This window comes from Corallococcus sp. AB038B (genome assembly GCF_003668955.1).
Taxonomy (GTDB): domain Bacteria; phylum Myxococcota; class Myxococcia; order Myxococcales; family Myxococcaceae; genus Corallococcus; species Corallococcus exiguus.
The window spans coordinates 1,642,946-1,660,009 of sequence record NZ_RAWO01000001.1 but is presented as its reverse complement, the minus strand read 5'-3'; the positions used below and the strand labels follow the sequence as shown (position 1 = coordinate 1,660,009).

The window sequence follows — 17,064 nt, the reverse complement described above, 5'->3', positions numbered from 1 at the left end:
GTCACGGCGCTCAGTACCGCTCGGGGATGAAGTTCCGCCCCTTGAGCGAAGCGCCGTCGTCGTACTCGCCATGCTTGGAGCGGGGGGGCAGCTTCACCTTGGCGCGCTTCACCTTCTCGTAGGGAATCTTCTCCAGCAGGAAGCGGATGCAGTTGAGCCGCGCCTTCTTCTTGTTGTCGGACCGCAGGATGTGCCAGGGCGCGAAGGGCGTGTCCGTCGCGGCCAGCATTTCATCCCTCGCCTTGGAGTAGTCGTACCAGCGCTTCCAGGACTTGATGTCCATGGGGCTGAGCTTCCACTGCCGCAGGGGGTCGTCAATCCGCGCCGCGAACCGCCGCGCCTGCTCCTCCTTGCCGACCTCCAGCCAGATCTTCAGCAGGAGGATTCCGCTGTCGACCATGTACTGCTCGAACACGGGGCAGCCAATCAGGAAGCGCTCGTGCTCTTCGGGAGTGCAGAAGCCCATCACGGGCTCGACGCCGGCCCGGTTGTACCAACTGCGGTCGAAGATCACGATCTCGCCTGCCGCGGGGAAATGCGGCACGTACCGCTGCAGGTACATCTGGGACTTCTCCCGGCTCGAAGGAGCCGGGAGGGCCACCACGCGAAACACCCGGGGACTCACCCGTTCGGTGATGGCGCGAATCGTTCCGCCCTTCCCCGCCGCGTCCCTTCCTTCGAACACCACGATGACACGCATCTGCGCGTGCTTGACCCACTCCTGAAGCTGGCAGAGCTGGGACTGGAGCTTGCGGAGCTCCTTCATATAAGCCTTCTGCTTCAGGGGCTCTTTTGGGGTGTCCTGTGCCATGGACATAGGGTTGTGCGGCCCCCCGGCACGCGCAATGTCAGACGTGCGCACGGTGCGGCGGATGACAGCCACGCCGTCCCCGGGTCGGTGTCTGGCATGGGCCGGCGGACATCGAACACTGCCCCCTGGGGCATTCGCACGGCTCGTACTTCCGCGCGCTTCACCCCGTGCGGACTCTGCCCACCCATCGAGGTGTAGCGGATGCGGGGGACGGCCAACGCCATGCAGGGGATGAAATCCTTCGTCGGCACCGTGTCCCTGCTCAGCGTCCTCGCCGGGTGCGCGGTGGGCCCCGACTTCAAGAAGCCCGAGGCCGCGGTCGCGAAGGAGTGGCGCACCCAGGGCGACCCGCGCCTGTCGACACAGGGCGCGGTCGACACCCAATGGTGGAAGTCGTTTGGCGATCCCTCGCTGGACCGGCTCGTCGAGCTCGCCGCCAGGCAGAACCTGCCGCTGCAGATCTCGGGGCTGCGCATCGTCGAGGCGCGCGCCCAGCTGGCCATCCTCACCGGCCGGCAGTATCCGCAGGTCCAGGTCCTCACCGGCAGCGCCGCCGCGGTGAGGCGCAGTGAGAACTCCGCCGCGGCCAACCCCATCGATTTCGACCTGGGCTCCATCGACCGGAACTTCCTGGAGTACCAGCTGGGCTTCGACGCGCTGTGGGAGGTGGACTTCTGGGGCAAGTACCGGCGGGGCGTGGAGTCGGGGACCGCGGGCCTGCTCGCGTCGGTGGCGGACTACCAGTCCTCGCTCGTGTCGCTCACCGCGGAGGTCGCGCGAACCTATGTCCTGGTCCGCACCTTCGAGGTGCTCATCGAGCAGGCGCGGCAGAACGTGCGCATCCAGGAGGAGGGCTTCCGGATCGCCGAGTCGCGCTTCAGCAACGGCGTCACCTCCGAGCTGGATGTGACGCAGGCCTCGACCCTGTTGGAGAGCACCCGGGCCACCATCCCCCAACTGGAAGCCGGGCTGGAGCAGGCTCGCAACGCCATGAGCACGCTGCTGGGCCAGCCCACGGGCGAGGTGGAGGCCCTGCTGGCGGGCCCCAAGCAGATTCCCGTGGCGCCCGCGACGGTAGCCCTCGGCATGCCGGCCGAAATCCTGCGGCGGCGGCCGGATGTCCGTAGCGCGGAGCTGTATGCCGCCGCGCAGTGCGCCCGGATCGGCATCGCGGAGGCGGAGCTCTATCCGAGCTTCTCCCTCTTCGGGACGGTAGGGCTCCAGGCGAGCACCAGCGCCGCGGCCTCCGGCAATCTCTTCTCCCTGGGCAGCCTCTTCTATTCCGTGGGTCCCCGGATCGTCTTTCCCTTCCTCAACTACGGCCGCCTGAAGAACGGGGTGCGGGTCGAGGACGCGCGGTTCCAGCAATTGCTCGTCAACTACCGCAACACGGTGCTCAAGGCGGCCCAGGAGGTGGCGGACGCCCTGACGGGCTTCATCCACTCCCAGCAGGCCATGACCTTCCAGCAGGCCGCGGTGAAGTCCGCGCAGCGGTCGGTGGAGCTCGCGGTGGTGCAGTACCGCGAAGGCGCCGTGGACTATCAGCGCGTGCTGGACGCGCAACGCTCACTCCTGGAGCAGCAGAACAACCTGGCCCAGACGAGCTCCAACATCGCCACGAACCTGGTCGCCCTCTACAAGGCGCTGGGTGGGGGCTGGGAGGTCCGCCGCGACCAGCCCGTCGTGCCAGAGCCGATGCAGGCAGAGATGGAGCAGCGGACCCACTGGGGCGACATGCTGTCCAAGCCGCGGACGCAAGAAACCAAGCCGGTCTCGCAACCCGTCAAGCCATAGAGAGTCCGCCATGCCCAAGAACCCGAAAGGGAAATACAAGTGGGTGATTGGGCTGGTCGCCCTCGCGATCATCGCGTTCATCGGCTTCAAGTATTGGAAGGGGAAGAAGTCCGCGCTGCCGGAGGGCATCGTCTCCGGCAACGGCCGCATCGAGTCGAAGCTGGCGGATGTCTCCGCGAAGGAGCCCCTGCGGGTGCGGGAGGTCCTCGTCAACGAAGGCGACCTCGTCAAGCCAGGGCAGGTGCTGGTGCGACTGGACACCACCACGCTGGAGTCCAGCCTGGCGGAGGCCAACGCGAACCTCGCGGCCACGCAGGAGAAGCTGGCGGTGGCCCAGGCGGGCATCGTCAAACAGAAGAGTGAAATCGAGCTCGCCACCATCGAGGCCGAGCGCTCCCGGAGGCTGGTGGCGCAAGGCGCAGGCTCGCAGCGGGACGTGGACGTCCGGGCGAGCCAGCTGGAGACCACCCGGGCCAGCCTGGCGGAAGCCGAGGCCACGCTGAAGACCTCGCGGGAGGAGATTGAAGTCGCGCGAGCCAACGCGGCGACGATTCAAACGCGCATCGCCGACGCGACGCTCAAGTCCCCGGTGACGGGCCGGGTCCTCTACCGCCTCGCCGAGCCCGGCGAGGTGCTGGCGCCCGGCGGACCGGCGCTCACGCTCGTGAACCTGGAGGACGTCTTCATGGAGATCTTCCTGCCCGCGAGCGAGGCCGCCCGCGTGAAGCTCGGCTCCGAGGCGCGCCTCACCGTCGACTTCGAGCCCGACCGTTCGATCCCCGGGTACGTGTCCTTCGTGTCGCCGGAAGCGCAGTTCACGCCCAAGCAGGTGGAGACGAAGAGCGAGCGGGAGAAGCTGGTGTTCCGCCTGAAGCTCCAGGTCCCCCGCGAGCTGGCCAGCCGCTACGTCGAGCGCATCAAGACAGGCATTCGCGGCGTCGGTTACGTCAAGGTGGACCCTGACGCGGCGTGGCCATCCCGGCTGCAGAACGTCGTCACGGCGGAATCCGAACCTCACTAGCCCGGCGACAAGGGAGGGCCCCGCCATGGTCTCAGCCGTGTCTCCAGGGGCGCCTGCCGGCTCCACTCGCCAGCTCGTGGTCTCCATCCAGGACGTGACCCACCGCTACGGCAAGGCCGTCGCGCTCGACGGCATCTCGCTCGACGTCCCCAGCGGCATCCGGGTGGGCATCGTGGGGCCTGACGGCGTTGGCAAGTCCACGCTGTTGGCCCTGGTCGCTGGCGCCAAGAAGATGCAGCAGGGACGGGTCATGGTCCTGGACGGGGACATCGCGGATGCCCGGCACCGGCGCGGAGTGGGCCCGCGCATCGCGTACATGCCCCAGGGCCTGGGCAAGAACCTCTACCTGGAGCTCAGCGTCTACGACAACGTGGACTTCATGGCCCGGCTCTTCGGGCTGTCCCCCGAGGAGCGCAAGGTGCGCGTCCCGGAGCTGCTCGCGGCCACGGGCCTGGGCAAGTTCGCGGAGCGCCCCGCCGGCAAGCTCTCCGGCGGCATGAAGCAGAAGGTGGGGCTGTGCGGCGCGCTGGTGCACGACCCGGACCTGCTCATCCTCGACGAGCCCACCACCGGCGTGGATCCGCTCTCCCGGCGGCAGTTCTGGGCCCTCATCGACGACATCCGCGCCGGGCGTCCCGGCATGAGCGTCATCATCTCCACGGCGTACATGGACGAGGCGCAGCAGTGGGACTGGATCGTCGCCATGGACGCGGGGCGCGTGCTGGCGACGGGGACGCCCGCGGAGCTGATGGAGCGCACGGGGACCCAGGACCTGGAGAAGTGCTTCATCGCGCTGCTGCCCGAGGAGAAGCGCCGGGGCCACAAGGAGATCACCATCCCGCCCCGCGCGCCGGGCAAGGCGGAGCTGGCCATCGAGGCCCATGGGCTGACCCGCCGCTTCGGGACCTTCACCGCCGTGGACCACGTCACCCTGTCCATCGAGCGCGGGGAGATCTTCGGCTTCCTGGGCTCCAACGGCTGCGGCAAGTCCACGACCATGAAGATGCTGACCGGCCTGCTGCCTCCCACGGAAGGCACAGCGAAGCTCTTCGGCAGCTCCGTGGACGCGGGCAGCATGGAGGTGCGCAAGAACCTGGGCTACATGACGCAGGCGTTCTCGCTCTACAGCGAGCTGAGCGTTCAGCAGAACCTGGTCCTGCACGCCCGGCTCTACCACCTGCCACCTGACAAGGCGAAGGCGCGCATCGATGAGCTGGTCGAGCGCTTCGGGCTGGGCACTCACCTGGAGGCACTGGCAGGAGACCTGCCCATGGGCCTGCGCCAGCGGCTCTCGCTGGCCGTCGCCGTGCTGCACGGGCCGCAGATCCTCATCCTGGATGAGCCCACGTCGGGAGTGGACCCGGTCGCCCGGGACAGCTTCTGGGAGCTGTTGATCGACCTGTCGCGCAAGCAGGGCGTCACCATCTTCGTGACGACGCACTTCATGAACGAGGGGATGCGCTGCGACCGCATCTCCCTCATGAACGCGGGCATGGTGCTGGCGGCGGACAGCCCCCAGAAGCTCATCGAGGCCCGGAACGCGGACAGCCTGGAGACCGCCTTCATCGGCTACATGGAAGACGCCATCGCCGAGAAGGCACGCGCCGAGGGCAAGGACACGCCTCCCACCCCCGCGCCCCAAGCCGCCCCACCCCAGCCCCCGGCCGCGCCACGGGCGGACCGGGCCGGACTCCGGCTGCGTCTGGGCCGGATGCTCGCGTATGCCTCCAACGAGACCCGTCAGATTCTGCGCGACAAGGTCCGGCTGGCGTTCGCCTTCATCGGTTCGGCGGTGTTGATGCTCGTCTTCGGCTTCGGCATCACGACCGACGTCGAGAACATCCGCTATGCCGCGCTGGACATGGACCAGTCGCCGGAGAGCCGCGCGTACCTGGAGCAGTTCAGCGCGGCGAAGCCCTACTTCGCCCCGACTCCGCCCGCCCCGTCCGCGGACGCGGCGCTCCGCCGGCTCCAGTCAGACGATGTCTCGGTGGTGATGGAGATTCCGCCCCGCTTCGGTCTGGACCTCCGCCGGGGCTCCGGTCCCGAGGTGCTGGCGCAGGTGGATGGCGCCATGACGTTCCGTGGCGACACCGTCGGGCAATATGTCCAGGGGGTCCACAACCGGATGCTCCGGGATCCCGCGAGCGGCTTCTATTCCGCCACCGCGAGGGAATCCACGGCCAACATCGAAGAGCGCTACCTCTACAACCCCACCTTCGAAAGCATCTACTCCATCGTGCCGAGCGTCCCGGCGCTGCTGCTGCTGCTCATCCCGGCCATCCTCATGACGGTCAGCATCGTGCGTGAGAAGGAGTTGGGGTCGATCATCAACTTCTATGTCACGCCCACGGGGAGGCTGGAGTACCTGCTTGGAAAGCAGCTGCCCTACGTGGCCATCGGCATGGCCAACTTCTTCATCCTGACCGCGCTGACGCTGGTCGTCTTCGGCGTCCCCATCAAGGGCAGCTTCCTGACGTTGGTGGTCTGCGCCCTGTTCTACGTCACGGCGACAACAGGCATTGGGATGGTGACGTCCACCTTCACCGGCAGCCAGGTCGCGGCCGTCTTCGTCACGGCCATCCTGACCATCGTGCCGACCATCCAGTTCTCCGGCTTGTTGCAGCCGGTCTCCACGCTCCAGGGTGGGGCCAAGCTCGTCGGCTCCATCTGGCCGGCCACCTATTACATGCACGCCAGCCTGGGCGCCTTCACCAAGGGACTGGGCGCGGGCCTCATCCTGCGGGACGTCGCCTTCCTGGCCGTGTGCGTCCCCGTCCTCCTGGCCATCAGCGTCCTCGGCCTGAGAAAGCAGGAGAAATAGCGGTGAACTCGCTGCTGAACATCCTGTGGCTCGGGCTCAAGGAGCTCCGCAGCCTGCTCAGCGACGCGGTGCTGGTCGTGTTCGTCGTCTATGCGTTCACCCTGGCCATCTACGTCCAGGCCACGGGGACCTCCAGCGAGGTGAACAACGCGTCGATTGCCTTCGTCGACGAGGACGGGTCCGCGTTGTCCAAGGAGCTGCTCAACGCGTTCTATCCGCCCCGCTTCAAGTCGCCGGAGGTCATCACCGCGGAGGACATCCAGCCGGACATGGACCGGGGCCGGTTCATGTTCGTCGTGGTGATTCCGCCCCGCTTCGAGCACGACCTGCGCGCGGGGCGCAACCCGGACGTCCAGCTGAACATCGACGCGACCGCCATGCAGCAGGCGGGCATCGGCGCCGGCTACATCAAGAACATCATCAACGACCGCATCTCGTCCTTCCTCAAGCGCACGGCGGAGACGGGACCGAAGCCCGTCAACCTGATCGTCCGCAAGCTCTTCAACCCCAACGGGGTGTCGTCCTGGTTCAAGAGCGTGGTGGCCATCATCAATCAAATCACCCTGCTGACGGTCGTCCTCACGGGCGCGGCGGTCATCCGCGAACGCGAGCACGGAACGCTGGAGCACCTGCTCGTGATGCCGCTGACCTCGTTCGAGATCGCCATGGCGAAGGTCTGGGCCAACGGCCTGGTCATTCTCGTCGCGACCGGGGCTTCGCTGTTCCTGGTCGTGCACCTGGTGCTGAAGGTGCCGTTCGCCGGCTCGGTGGTGCTGTGGTTCGTCGGCGTCGTGCTGTACCTGTTCTTCGCCACGGCGCTCGGCATCTTCCTGGGGACCATCTCCCGTTCGATGGCGCAGTTCGCGCTGCTCATCATCCTGGTGGTCCTGGTGCTGATGCTGCTTTCCGGCGGGAGCACGCCCGTGGAGAGCCAGCCGAAGTGGCTGCAATACGTCACGTACCTCCTGCCGGCCCGGCACTTCGTCAGCTTCTCGCAGGTCATCATCTACCGCGGCGGAGGGCTGTGGGCCGTCTGGCGCCAGTTCCTGATGGTGGCCGCGGTGGGCGTGGGCTTCTTCGTCTACAGCCTGGCGCTCTTCCGGAAGTCCATCGCGGTGAGCAAGTAGGGCCGGGCGCGCGGAGGATCTATCCTCCGGGCGATGAGACTGCTCCCCCGACTCCACCTCTTCGAGTTCCTCGACCAGTCGTGGCTACCCGCGCCGTTGCGCCGTGGCGAGGTCGACTATCTGCACGTCGTGCTCGACAAGACGCGCCCCTATGACTCCGTGGCCCCCCAGCTGGCGGATCTGCTGCGCATGTCCGGCACGAACCGCATCATCGACCTGTGCTCGGGAACAGGAGGCCCCTGGCGCACCCTGCTCCCGGCGCTGCGCCGTGTGAACAGCGAGGCCGAGGTGGTGCTCACCGACCTCCACCCCACCCCGGTGCCGGAGCTACCCGAGGGCGCTCAGTACCGCGACACTCCGGTCGACGTGATGCACATCCCGGAGGAGCTCACCGGGTTGCGCACCCTTTTCGAGGGACTGCACCACTTCCGCCCGAAGCAGGCGAAAGCCCTCCTCGCGGACGCCGCCGCGCGTGGTGTCCCCATCGCGGCCTTCGAGCTCACGCAGCGCTCGCTGCTGTACGTCCTCTTCCAAATCCTGCTCATCATCCCCCTGGTATGGGGCTTCACCCTGCTCATCCGGCCCAGGCGCTGGTGGCGGCTGGTCCTCACCTACCTGGTGCCCATCATCCCGCTGCTCATCCTCTGGGATGGGGTGGTGTCATCACTGCGGACCTACACACCGGAAGACCTCGAGGAGCTGACGGAGGGCCTCGATAACGACGGTTACAAGTGGCACCACGGCGTTCATCGGGTGAATGGAATGAGCATCACCTACCTCATCGGACTGCCTCGCCGCCGGCAGTGAGGCAGGCAACGCGACGCAAGGACTTTCGTGCTAAACTTTATTTGCAGCTCAGGCGCGAAAGGGAATGCCCATGCAAGGATTGCGCGGAACGTTGGTCGCGTTGCTGGTTGTCCTTGGAAGTGGATGCGGTGGCGTTGAGACATCGCAGCCCCAGCCGGAGTCCATCAACTCGGAGGGACAGGAGCTGCAATACTGTACCGACCAGAATGGCTGTTATGCCGGAGCCACCTGCGCGGGGAATGCGTGCCGGCCGACCTGCAACTTCAACAATCCGCCGGTCGAGGTGTTGAGCAGCGGTTCGGGTGCGCTCGCCTTCACGGGCTGTCCTTCCGCGCAGTATTGCTGCATGGGCTACTACCCCACCGAGACCCAGCCCTATTGCGCGCCCAGCCCCAGCGCGTGCCTGTGGGGCGTCTACCGGTCTCCTTGATTGCGCCACGTCCCGACGCCGGGGCGCCGAGCCGCCCCGGCGATGAGGTACAGTCCGGCGCACTCGCTTGCCCTCCGACCTCCTCGAAATCTCCGACCTCATCGTCGACTACGACGTCGCGACACTCCAGCCCCGGCCGGTGTCGCGCGAATCCGTCGTGGCCCGGCTCATGGCGAACGGGCAGCGCTCCGCCGCGCGGTTCGTGCAGCGGCTCCCCGCGTCCAATGACACGCTCGACTTCGAGGCCTGCAGCCTGGCCCTCCTGCGCTCCCACATCGAGCTGCAGCGGCTGAGCGAGGAGTTCCTACAGGCGGACCGCATCCGCTGCGTGCTGCTACCCCTGTTGCAAGCGCTGCGCGACTCCGGCGTGAAGCCGCCGCTGCGCATCGTCGACGTCGGCTGTGGGCTCGGCTACGCCGTCCGCTCGCTCGCGGCGCATGGGCGGCTGGGACGCGACGTTGAAATCATCGGCTGTGACATGAATGTGACGCTGGTTGAAAACGCCCGGCGGCTCGCGGAGGAGGAATCCCTCTCATGCGAGCTCCGGGTCGCGAACGCGTTCCAGCTAGAGCAGCCCGGACACATCTACATCTCCACGGGCGTCCTGCATCACTTCCGTGGCAACGACCTGAACGCGTTCTTCGCCGGCCAGCGGCAGGGCCACGCCTTCGTTCACTACGACATCCAGCACTCGGTGCTCTCACCCTGGGGTTCGTGGATGTTCCACCAGGCCCGCATGCGGGAGCCGCTCGCGCGCCACGATGGAGTGGTCTCCGCACGGCGCGCCCATCCCACGGAGACCCTGCTATCGGCGGCCCGGTCCGCGACGGGCTTTACCTGCGCGTCGCTGGATGGGGCCCGGAACCTCCTCGGCGCGATGCTCCGGCCCATGACCGCCACGGTGGGAACGCGCGCGGAGCTGTGGGAACCACTCCAGCGCCACCTGGGCCCGCTGCGCTCACGGATGGGAACCGCTTCATGAACGCCGGCCTCCCGGTGCTGCTCGCACTGCTCGCCATCACCGACGCCGCGTTCTGCGGCTTCCGGGTGGCCGCGGGCCGCGATGCCCGCATCTTCAAGGCCGACTACTACCGGGCCGCCATCCGCCGGGGGATGGGGCGGGGACTCTTCACGACCGCGCTGGTGGGTGCCGGCATCGCCGGGGCCTGCCTGTTCTCACCGGGCCTGTTCCCCCAACTGCTCGTCTGCGCGCGGGCCATCCTCTGGGTGCTCCTGCCGTACGCGACCCTGACGCTGATGGGCATGGGCGTCTGGGCCGCCGCGGAGGCCGACGTGCGGACGCTCGCGAGCGTGGTGGTCCTGGGGCCCTTCACGCTGATCCGCCCCTGGGTCATCGCCACGGCGGCCGTCGTCGGCGCGTGGAAGGCTCCGGGATTCACCGCTGTGCTCGTCACGGTCGCGGCGTGCGGCGTCCAGCTCGCGCTCGAACCCTGGCTGAACGCCGGCATGCGGCCCCGGCTTCCTGTTGGTGGGTCCGGTGAGACCGTGAAACACAAAGTCACACGTGCTTCCTGACACTTCCGGGGACCCTACCCTGCCCTGCCTTGCCCGCTCCTCCGTCCCTTCCTAGGATTCAGGGCTCCGCTGATCTCCCCTCATCACCTGGAGTCCTCACCATGCGGTACACGCGCAAGAACATCTCCGAGCTGCTCGACACCGTGCAGGGCAACCCCGACGTGACGGGCTTCTGGACGTCCACGGTCGGCGGCTACACGTACAACATCACCCCGTCGGCGGGCGGCTACATCTACCAGGACATCTACAACGCGAATCACCGGATGTGCGAGGACGGTGGCCAGGTCGTGTTCGAGGACCGGTCCCAGGTGGGCTGCTACTAGCGCCCCGCTTCGCCGTCTCCCCACGCCACTCCCGGAGCACTCCCATGCGTTACACGCGCAAGAACGTCAGTGACCTGTTGAACGCGGTGCAGGGCAGCCCGGATGTCCAGGGCTTCGGTACCTCCACCTTCGCCGGCTCGACCTGGAACCTGGTCCCCTCCTTTGGCGGCGGCGCTGTCTGGCAGAACTACTGGACCTACCAGTGGACCTGCGAGGACGGCGGCACCGTCACCGCCGAGGACCGCTCCACGTTCGGCTGCTACTAGCCCTCGGCCCGCGCCTTCCCTTCCGCCGTTCCACCCGTCACACGGAGGTCCCCGATGCGATTCACGCGCAAGGATGTCTCGGAGCTGCTGGAGCAGGTCAACGGAGGCCCGGACGTGCAGGGCTTCGCCACGTCGAACTTCTCCAGCACCACGTACACGCTCGTCGCATCGGGACCGGGAACGGTCTGGCAGGACCTCTACAACTCGGCCCACCGGCTGTGTTCCGAGGACGGCGCGACGTCTCCCTCCGAGGACTGCGGCGGCGGCGCCTAGCCCCGCAGTCCGCTGTGCCTCCCCCGCTTCCCCCCGTCTCGCGGTCCCCTCATGAACACGCGCCTTACCCTGATCCTCAACACCCACATGCCGCAGGTGTTGGGCGAGGGGTCCCTCTTCGATGAGCCGGAGAACTGGCTCTTCGAAGCGCTGACGGAGACGTACATCCCGCTGTTCCGGATGTTGGAGCGCTGGGACGCCCAGCGCTTCGCCGGCACGCTGGTGATGTCCTTCACCCCGTGCCTCTTCGAGCAGCTCGTCGCCTGCGAGGAGCGCTACACCGGCTACCTCCAGCTGCTCAAGCGCATCGCCACGCGCGAGCTGGAGCGCACGTCGCGGCTGGAGCTCTACAACCGCTACGAGAAGTTCCCCCAATCCCTGTCGGACGAGTCGCTCGCGCGGGTCCACCGCACCGCGGGCATGTACCTGCGCCGCGTGGAGGACAGCCTCGCGTTCCTGCGCCAGCACAGCCTGAGGGACGTGTTCGCCTCGCTGGGGCGCTCGCGGCCGTCCAACGTGCAGCTGTGGACCTCCACGCCGCAGCACAACTTCCTGCCCTTCTTCCAGCCCGCCGTCGCGGACCGGCTGGTGGCGAGGGGCGTGGAGTCCTTCCAGGACCTCTTCGGCCGCGAGCCGGACGGCCTCTGGCTGCCCGAGTGCGCCTTCCAGCCGGGCCTGGAGCGCGTGCTCACCCGCCATGGCATCCGCCGCACCGCGCTCAGCCTGACGGGCATTGGCGCGTCCCAGGCCCAGGACCCCAGCGGCGTGTTCCGCCACGAGGACCTGGAGGTGATGGTCCACGACTACCGAATCGGGCTGTACCTGTGGAAGTCGCCCGAGTCCACGTTCCCTGCGCACCCCGTGTACCGCGAGTTCTTCCGGGACGTGGGCTTCGACGTGCGGCCTGAATACTTCGAGGAGATGGGCGTGCCCGTGCCCGCGAACAAGCGGGGGCACGTGTGGACGGGCCTCAAGTACCAGGCGGTGACGGGACAGAAGGTCGACCTGGGCCAGAAGGCGCTCTACGACGTGGACGCGGCCCGCACCCAGGTGAAGCAGCACGTGCGCGAGTTCTGGGAGCTGTTGGACTCGCGCCGCTCGCTCGTCCAGGACGGGCAGACGTTCGTGCTCGCGTTCGACACGGAGCTGTTCGGCCACTGGTGGCACGAAGGCATCGAGTGGCTGGAGGGCGTCATGCAGCCCGCCGCGCCCGTCGAGCTCCAGGCCGTTACGCCGCCGCCAACTCCGCCGTCGCTGCCCCGGCTCTACTATTCGACGTGGGGGCGCGACTTCTACAGCGAGCACTGGCTGACGCCGGGCAACGCGTGGATGTACGCGCTCATCAAGCTGGTGGAGGCGCAGCTGCCGGAGCCGGTGGACGCGGAGACACGCGAGACGTGGCGCCGCTTCGAGGTCTTCAGCGGCAGCGACCTGCTCTTCATGATTCCGGACCCGACACAGCGGGACCGGGCGAGGGCGCTGTTCCTCGCGCGTTACGCGGACGTCGTGTCGCGGCTGAAGGACTTCTCCTCCGAGCTGCTCACGTCCTTCCCGGTGGACCCCTTCAAGTGCGTGCTCATCCAGGTGAGCAAGGCCGACGGGCAGGAGCAACCGCCGTTCCTGCTGCGCCGGCTGTCGCTGGAGGGCGTGAACACCGGGGCCCGCCGGGAGCTGACGCTGGACGCGGAGGTGCTGGAGGTCGCGGGACTGCGCGTCGCGTTCCAGTACTTCCTCTTGCACCCGCAGGGCCGCTACGCGCTGCGCGTGGAGGGCTCCGAGCGCGAGCACGTCTTCCAGATGCCGGACTACGGCGTGCCGCTGCTCATCGCGCCGGACACCCGCACCTATCCCAAGTACGACCCGGAGGTGCTGTACCAGAAGCTGGGTGAAATCTGGGAGGGCGACCAGCGCCTGCCACTCAAGATGAACCCCACGCTGCGCAGCCGCCACATGTACACGCGCGCGCAGGTGATGGAGGTGCTCGCGGGCAAGCGGACCGCCGTCTTCAAGTACAACAAAGAGGGCTACGCGCTCTTGCGCTTCCGCGACCGGAGCCCGGCCCCGGCGTGCGTCGTCTTCGACGACACGGTGACGCTCAGCGACGCGGGCACGTACATCCAGGCAGGTGAGCTGTCCGTGCCCGTGGTGAACGACCCGGCGGCCATCGCGAGCCATGACTTCGACGCGGTGGTCTTCACCTGCTCGCTCAACTTCGAGACGGAGGTGCCGCACGTCCGGGCGCTGCTGGAGGTAGCCACGCGCAGGCGGCTGCCGGTGGTGTCGCTGTACGACGACATCCTCTATTACGACCTTTTCGACGGGCTGGAGCCGGACCCCAACCTCTTCTTCCGCGTGGCCGTGCCGGAGCAGGACGCGCTCGCGAAGCCGGGCCCGGAGGAGTACGGGCCGCGCAACCTGCTGGGCGTCTTCGGCACGGACACGGTGCAGGGCAAGTTCACCACGCAGGTCTACCTGCGCGAGGCGCTGGCGAAGCACGTGCGCGTGCGCCACCACGCCACGGAGCCCACGGGCATCCTGCTGGGCTCGGACACGGGCTACTCGCGCGTGCTGCGCGTGGAGGGCCCGCAGCGGCTGGCGTTCGAGCGGCGGATCATGGCGGACCTGGCGAAGGACTGCGACCTGGTCATCACCGGCGGGCAGAACGGACTGCTCTACGTGCCGCAGGGCATGGACAAACGGGCCAACGCCTCCACGCTCATCTACGAGACGTTCCTCCCGCGCCTGGTGGTGCTGACCGTGGCGGTGGATACGAAGCCGGAAGACGTCATCGCGACGCGCGAGTACCTGGAGCTGCTGGCCCGCGAGCACAACGTGCCCTGCACGGTGGTGGGCCTGGCGATGATGGGCGGGCGAAAGCTTTTGGGCAGCCGTTGGACGGAGACGTGGTTCCTGGGCGTCCGGGATGAAGTCCTGGAGGAGGCGCGCCGGAAGATGGAGCAGCACACCGGCCTGCGCGTCCACGCCATTCCGGAGGAAGTGGACGCGCTGGCGCGGAGCGTGCTCACGCACCTGTGATGGAAGCGGGCGGCGCGATGCAGGAAGAAGGGGCTCCCGGGCTGCGGCAGTCGGCGCGCTATCTCGTCGCGCTGCTGCGGCTCTTGCGTCCCGCGTGGGGCTCGCTCTTGAGGAGCGCGCTCCTGGGCCCGGTCATCACCGGGCTCCTGCTCATTCCACCCTTCCTCACCCGGCTGTTGTTCGACCACGTGTCGTCCCCGCAGGACCTGGGGCTTCTGCACGTGCTGGTGCTGAGCATCCTCGCCGCGTCGGTGGCGGCGGCGCTCGTGGAGTCACTGTTCGGCTACTACTCCGCGTACCTCACGGTGAAGCTGGAGAGTTCCGCCACGCTCTATCTCTTCAACCACCTGCAGCACCTGCCGGACCGCTTCTTCTCCCGGCGCCAGGTGGGGGAGCTCACCAGCCGCTTCGACGATGCGAAGGCGGGCATGGCGCTGGTGCTGGGGTTGATCCGGCTCGTCTTCTCGCAGCTCACCTTCCTGGTCGTCATCCCCTTCACCCTTGCGTCGCTGCACTGGGAGCTGGCGCTGGCGGCCGTGGCCACGCTGCCCTTCGTGGTGGCGGTGCCGCTCGTCATCGGCCGCGCCATGGGGATGGCCTGGCAGGAGGTGATGGGCGTGCACGGCGCCCTCCAGGCGCTCCAGGTGGAGACGCTGCGGCAGAGCCGGACGACGAAGGTGCTGGCGCTGGAGCCGTTCATCTACCAGCGCGCCGCGGGGCTGATGCGGTCCGTGCTGCGGGCACACCTGCGGGCCCACGGAGTGGAGGGGCTGATGCGGCTGTTCGAGCGCACGGTGGAGGCCGCGCAGACGGCGCTGTTCACCTGGCTGGGCTGGCGGCTCATCATCCAGGGGAAGCTGACGCTGGGCGGCTTCGTGGCCTTCGTGGCGTATGCCGCGTACCTGCGCGGGCCGGTCATCGAAGCCATCGGCTTCGTCACCGGCCTGCAGCAGCGAGGGGTCCACCTGCGCCGCTTCTTCGAGTACCTGCACGAGGCGCCGGAGCAGGACCCGGCCCGCTCGCTGACGCCGCCTTCTCCGCTGACCCAGCGGCTCTCCGGCGGGGTGGAGCTGGAGGACGTGTCCTTCGGCTACCTGCCCGGACAGGACGTGCTGCGCGAGGTGAGCGCGCGCATCCGGCCCGGCGCGGTGGTGACCATCGTCGGCTCCAGCGGCTCCGGGAAGACGACGCTCGCGCGGATGCTGACGCGGCTGGAAGAGCCGGGCCGAGGGCGCGTGCTGTTCGACGGGCAGGACGCGCGGACGCTGGAGTTGTCCGACCTGCGCCGTCAGCTCGCGGTGGTGTGGCAGGACGTGGAGCTGTACCACGGCACCGTGCGCGACAACCTCACCCTGGGGCTTCCCGCCGTGAGCGAGGAGGACCTGCGGCAGGCCGTGCGGCTGTGCGCGCTGGAGTCCGTCCTGGCCGCGCTGCCGCAGGGCTTCGACACGCCGGTGGCCGAGGCGGGCGCGAGCCTCTCCGGCGGACAGCGGCAACGGTTGGCGTTGGCCCGGGCGGTGCTCCGCGACGCGCCCGTGCTGTTGTTGGACGAAGCCACCTCGCAGCTCGACGTGGAGACGGAGTCCGTGATTGTGCGGGCGCTGCTCGCGCGGGCCCGGGAGCGCGGTCAGACGGTGCTGTTCATCACGCACCGGCTGGCCAACGCGCCCCTGGCCGACGAGGTGTGGATGCTCGCGGGAGGCCGGCTGGTGGGCCAGGGACCGCACACGGAGCTGCTCGCGCGCTGCGCGCCGTATCAGCGACTGTTCCGTGCGGGCATGGGCGAGGCGGACGCCGCCTGACGCGGCGGAAAGGAAGGGTCCCGGTCATGGCGAACGAACTCCCACGCCCCACCGCGCAGCCGCTGCCCTCGCGGCTGCCGCTCCTGGAGGACCCGGACCACGCCGGCCTCTTCGTCGTGCGGCGCATTGGCACGCTCACGTTCCTGCTCATCCTGGTGCTGGGCGCGGGGATGGTGCTCGCGGGTTCGCTCGTGCACCTGACCGTGTCCGTTCCGGACGCCGTCCCGCCCCGCACGGAGTCCGTGTCGCTGGGCACCTATGTGTTCCGGCAGCTGAAGCTCTGGAGCCCTTCGCGGCCGGGAGGCACCTCGCCGTGAAGAAGGTGGGCATCATCGACAGCGGCGTGGAGGTGGCCTTCCTGCGCGAGCACGCGATGCACCTCGCGGGAGCGGCCACCTTCTCGCTCGACCTGGACGCGCAGGTGCTGGAGGCGCGCACCTACGAACGAGAGGAGTTGGACGCGTGGCGCGACGGCACGGGCACGCTGGACCTGGAGGACACGCACGGGCACGGCACGGCCGTCCTGAGCATCCTCTACGACCAGGTCCGTCCCTGGCCGGATGTGGAGGTCTACGTCGCCCGCGTCCTCGACCAGAACATCCGAGGACACTCGCTGTGCCTCGTGGAGGCGATGGGGTGGATGCTCGATGAGGTGGGCGTGGACGTGCTCAACCTGAGCCTGGGCACGACCCACCGCGCGCTGGAGGCGTCCATGCGGGAGGTCACGAACCGCGCGGCGGCACGGGGCGCCATCATCGCCTCCTCCGCGGGCGGCATGCCCACCCTGCCCGCGCAGCTGGAGTCCGTGGTGTCCGTGGGCGACCCCGCCCTCATGGAGCGCGTGGGCGCGGACGTGAAGGTGGACCACGTCGTGAAGGAGCGGGAGGTGAAGCTCTACATGGGCGGCCACTGGATGCAGGTGCCCATGACGACCAGCTTCGCCTGCGCGGTGGCGGTGGCCGAGGTGCTGCGCGACGGTCCGCCTCCGGGCTGGCGGCGCAAGCCCGGCTGAAG

General features: G+C 68.3%; 15 protein-coding genes. 14 read left to right on the top strand and 1 reads right to left on the bottom strand.

What is annotated here, in order from left to right; translation table 11 throughout:
- Window positions 1-10 precede the first annotated feature (10 nt).
- Window positions 11-811: a polyphosphate kinase 2 gene (gene ppk2 / locus D7Y04_RS06950; protein WP_120597876.1), complete on the bottom strand. Its 801-nt coding sequence runs from the start codon at window positions 809-811 to the stop codon at window positions 11-13.
- 231 nt (window positions 812-1,042) lie between these two features.
- On the opposite strand from ppk2, the gene D7Y04_RS06945 reads away from it, so the two are divergent.
- The 14 genes from D7Y04_RS06945 (at window position 1,043) to D7Y04_RS06880 (ending at window position 17,062) form a co-directional block, all read left to right on the top strand.
- The gene (locus D7Y04_RS06945; RefSeq protein WP_233601287.1) at window positions 1,043-2,605 is read left to right on the top strand and encodes an efflux transporter outer membrane subunit; all 1,563 of its coding nucleotides are present in this window, start codon (window positions 1,043-1,045) and stop codon (window positions 2,603-2,605) included.
- 10 nt (window positions 2,606-2,615) lie between these two features.
- Entirely contained in the window at window positions 2,616-3,626 is a 1,011-nt protein-coding gene (locus tag D7Y04_RS06940; protein WP_121758693.1) for an HlyD family secretion protein, read from the top strand.
- A gap of 25 nt (window positions 3,627-3,651) precedes the next feature.
- Entirely contained in the window at window positions 3,652-6,450 is a 2,799-nt protein-coding gene (rbbA, locus tag D7Y04_RS06935) for a ribosome-associated ATPase/putative transporter RbbA (protein ID WP_121758692.1), read from the top strand.
- A gap of 2 nt (window positions 6,451-6,452) precedes the next feature.
- A complete protein-coding gene (locus tag D7Y04_RS06930; RefSeq protein ID WP_120595230.1) occupies window positions 6,453-7,577 on the top strand; it encodes an ABC transporter permease in 1,125 nt (374 codons plus the stop codon).
- Window positions 7,578-7,610: 33 nt separating this feature from the next.
- Entirely contained in the window at window positions 7,611-8,384 is a 774-nt protein-coding gene (locus tag D7Y04_RS06925) for a hypothetical protein (protein ID WP_121758691.1), read from the top strand.
- A 497-nt stretch (window positions 8,385-8,881) separates the two neighbouring features.
- Window positions 8,882-9,796: a class I SAM-dependent methyltransferase gene (locus tag D7Y04_RS06920; RefSeq protein WP_199749627.1), complete on the top strand. Its 915-nt coding sequence runs from the start codon at window positions 8,882-8,884 to the stop codon at window positions 9,794-9,796.
- On the top strand, window positions 9,793-10,350 hold the full coding sequence (locus tag D7Y04_RS06915; protein ID WP_121758690.1) for a hypothetical protein: 558 nt from the start codon (window positions 9,793-9,795) through the stop codon (window positions 10,348-10,350). Before D7Y04_RS06920 ends, D7Y04_RS06915 begins: the two co-directional genes overlap by 4 nt.
- 101 nt (window positions 10,351-10,451) lie before the next feature.
- The gene (locus tag D7Y04_RS06910) at window positions 10,452-10,673 is read left to right on the top strand and encodes a hypothetical protein (RefSeq protein WP_120595227.1); all 222 of its coding nucleotides are present in this window, start codon (window positions 10,452-10,454) and stop codon (window positions 10,671-10,673) included.
- A 44-nt stretch (window positions 10,674-10,717) separates the two neighbouring features.
- A complete protein-coding gene (locus D7Y04_RS06905) occupies window positions 10,718-10,939 on the top strand; it encodes a hypothetical protein (RefSeq protein WP_121758689.1) in 222 nt (73 codons plus the stop codon).
- Between the two features lie 54 nt (window positions 10,940-10,993).
- The gene (locus tag D7Y04_RS06900) at window positions 10,994-11,212 is read left to right on the top strand and encodes a hypothetical protein (protein ID WP_014394285.1); all 219 of its coding nucleotides are present in this window, start codon (window positions 10,994-10,996) and stop codon (window positions 11,210-11,212) included.
- A 51-nt stretch (window positions 11,213-11,263) separates the two neighbouring features.
- The gene (locus D7Y04_RS06895; RefSeq protein WP_121758688.1) at window positions 11,264-14,248 is read left to right on the top strand and encodes a DUF1611 domain-containing protein; all 2,985 of its coding nucleotides are present in this window, start codon (window positions 11,264-11,266) and stop codon (window positions 14,246-14,248) included.
- A 17-nt stretch (window positions 14,249-14,265) separates the two neighbouring features.
- The gene (locus tag D7Y04_RS06890; RefSeq protein WP_158627452.1) at window positions 14,266-16,050 is read left to right on the top strand and encodes an ABC transporter ATP-binding protein; all 1,785 of its coding nucleotides are present in this window, start codon (window positions 14,266-14,268) and stop codon (window positions 16,048-16,050) included.
- 26 nt (window positions 16,051-16,076) lie between these two features.
- On the top strand, window positions 16,077-16,367 hold the full coding sequence (locus D7Y04_RS06885; RefSeq protein ID WP_120595223.1) for a hypothetical protein: 291 nt from the start codon (window positions 16,077-16,079) through the stop codon (window positions 16,365-16,367).
- Window positions 16,364-17,062 (top strand): S8/S53 family peptidase, encoded by a 699-nt coding sequence (locus D7Y04_RS06880; RefSeq protein ID WP_121758686.1) that lies wholly within the window; start codon window positions 16,364-16,366, stop codon window positions 17,060-17,062. Before D7Y04_RS06885 ends, D7Y04_RS06880 begins: the two co-directional genes overlap by 4 nt.
- Window positions 17,063-17,064 lie beyond the last annotated feature (2 nt).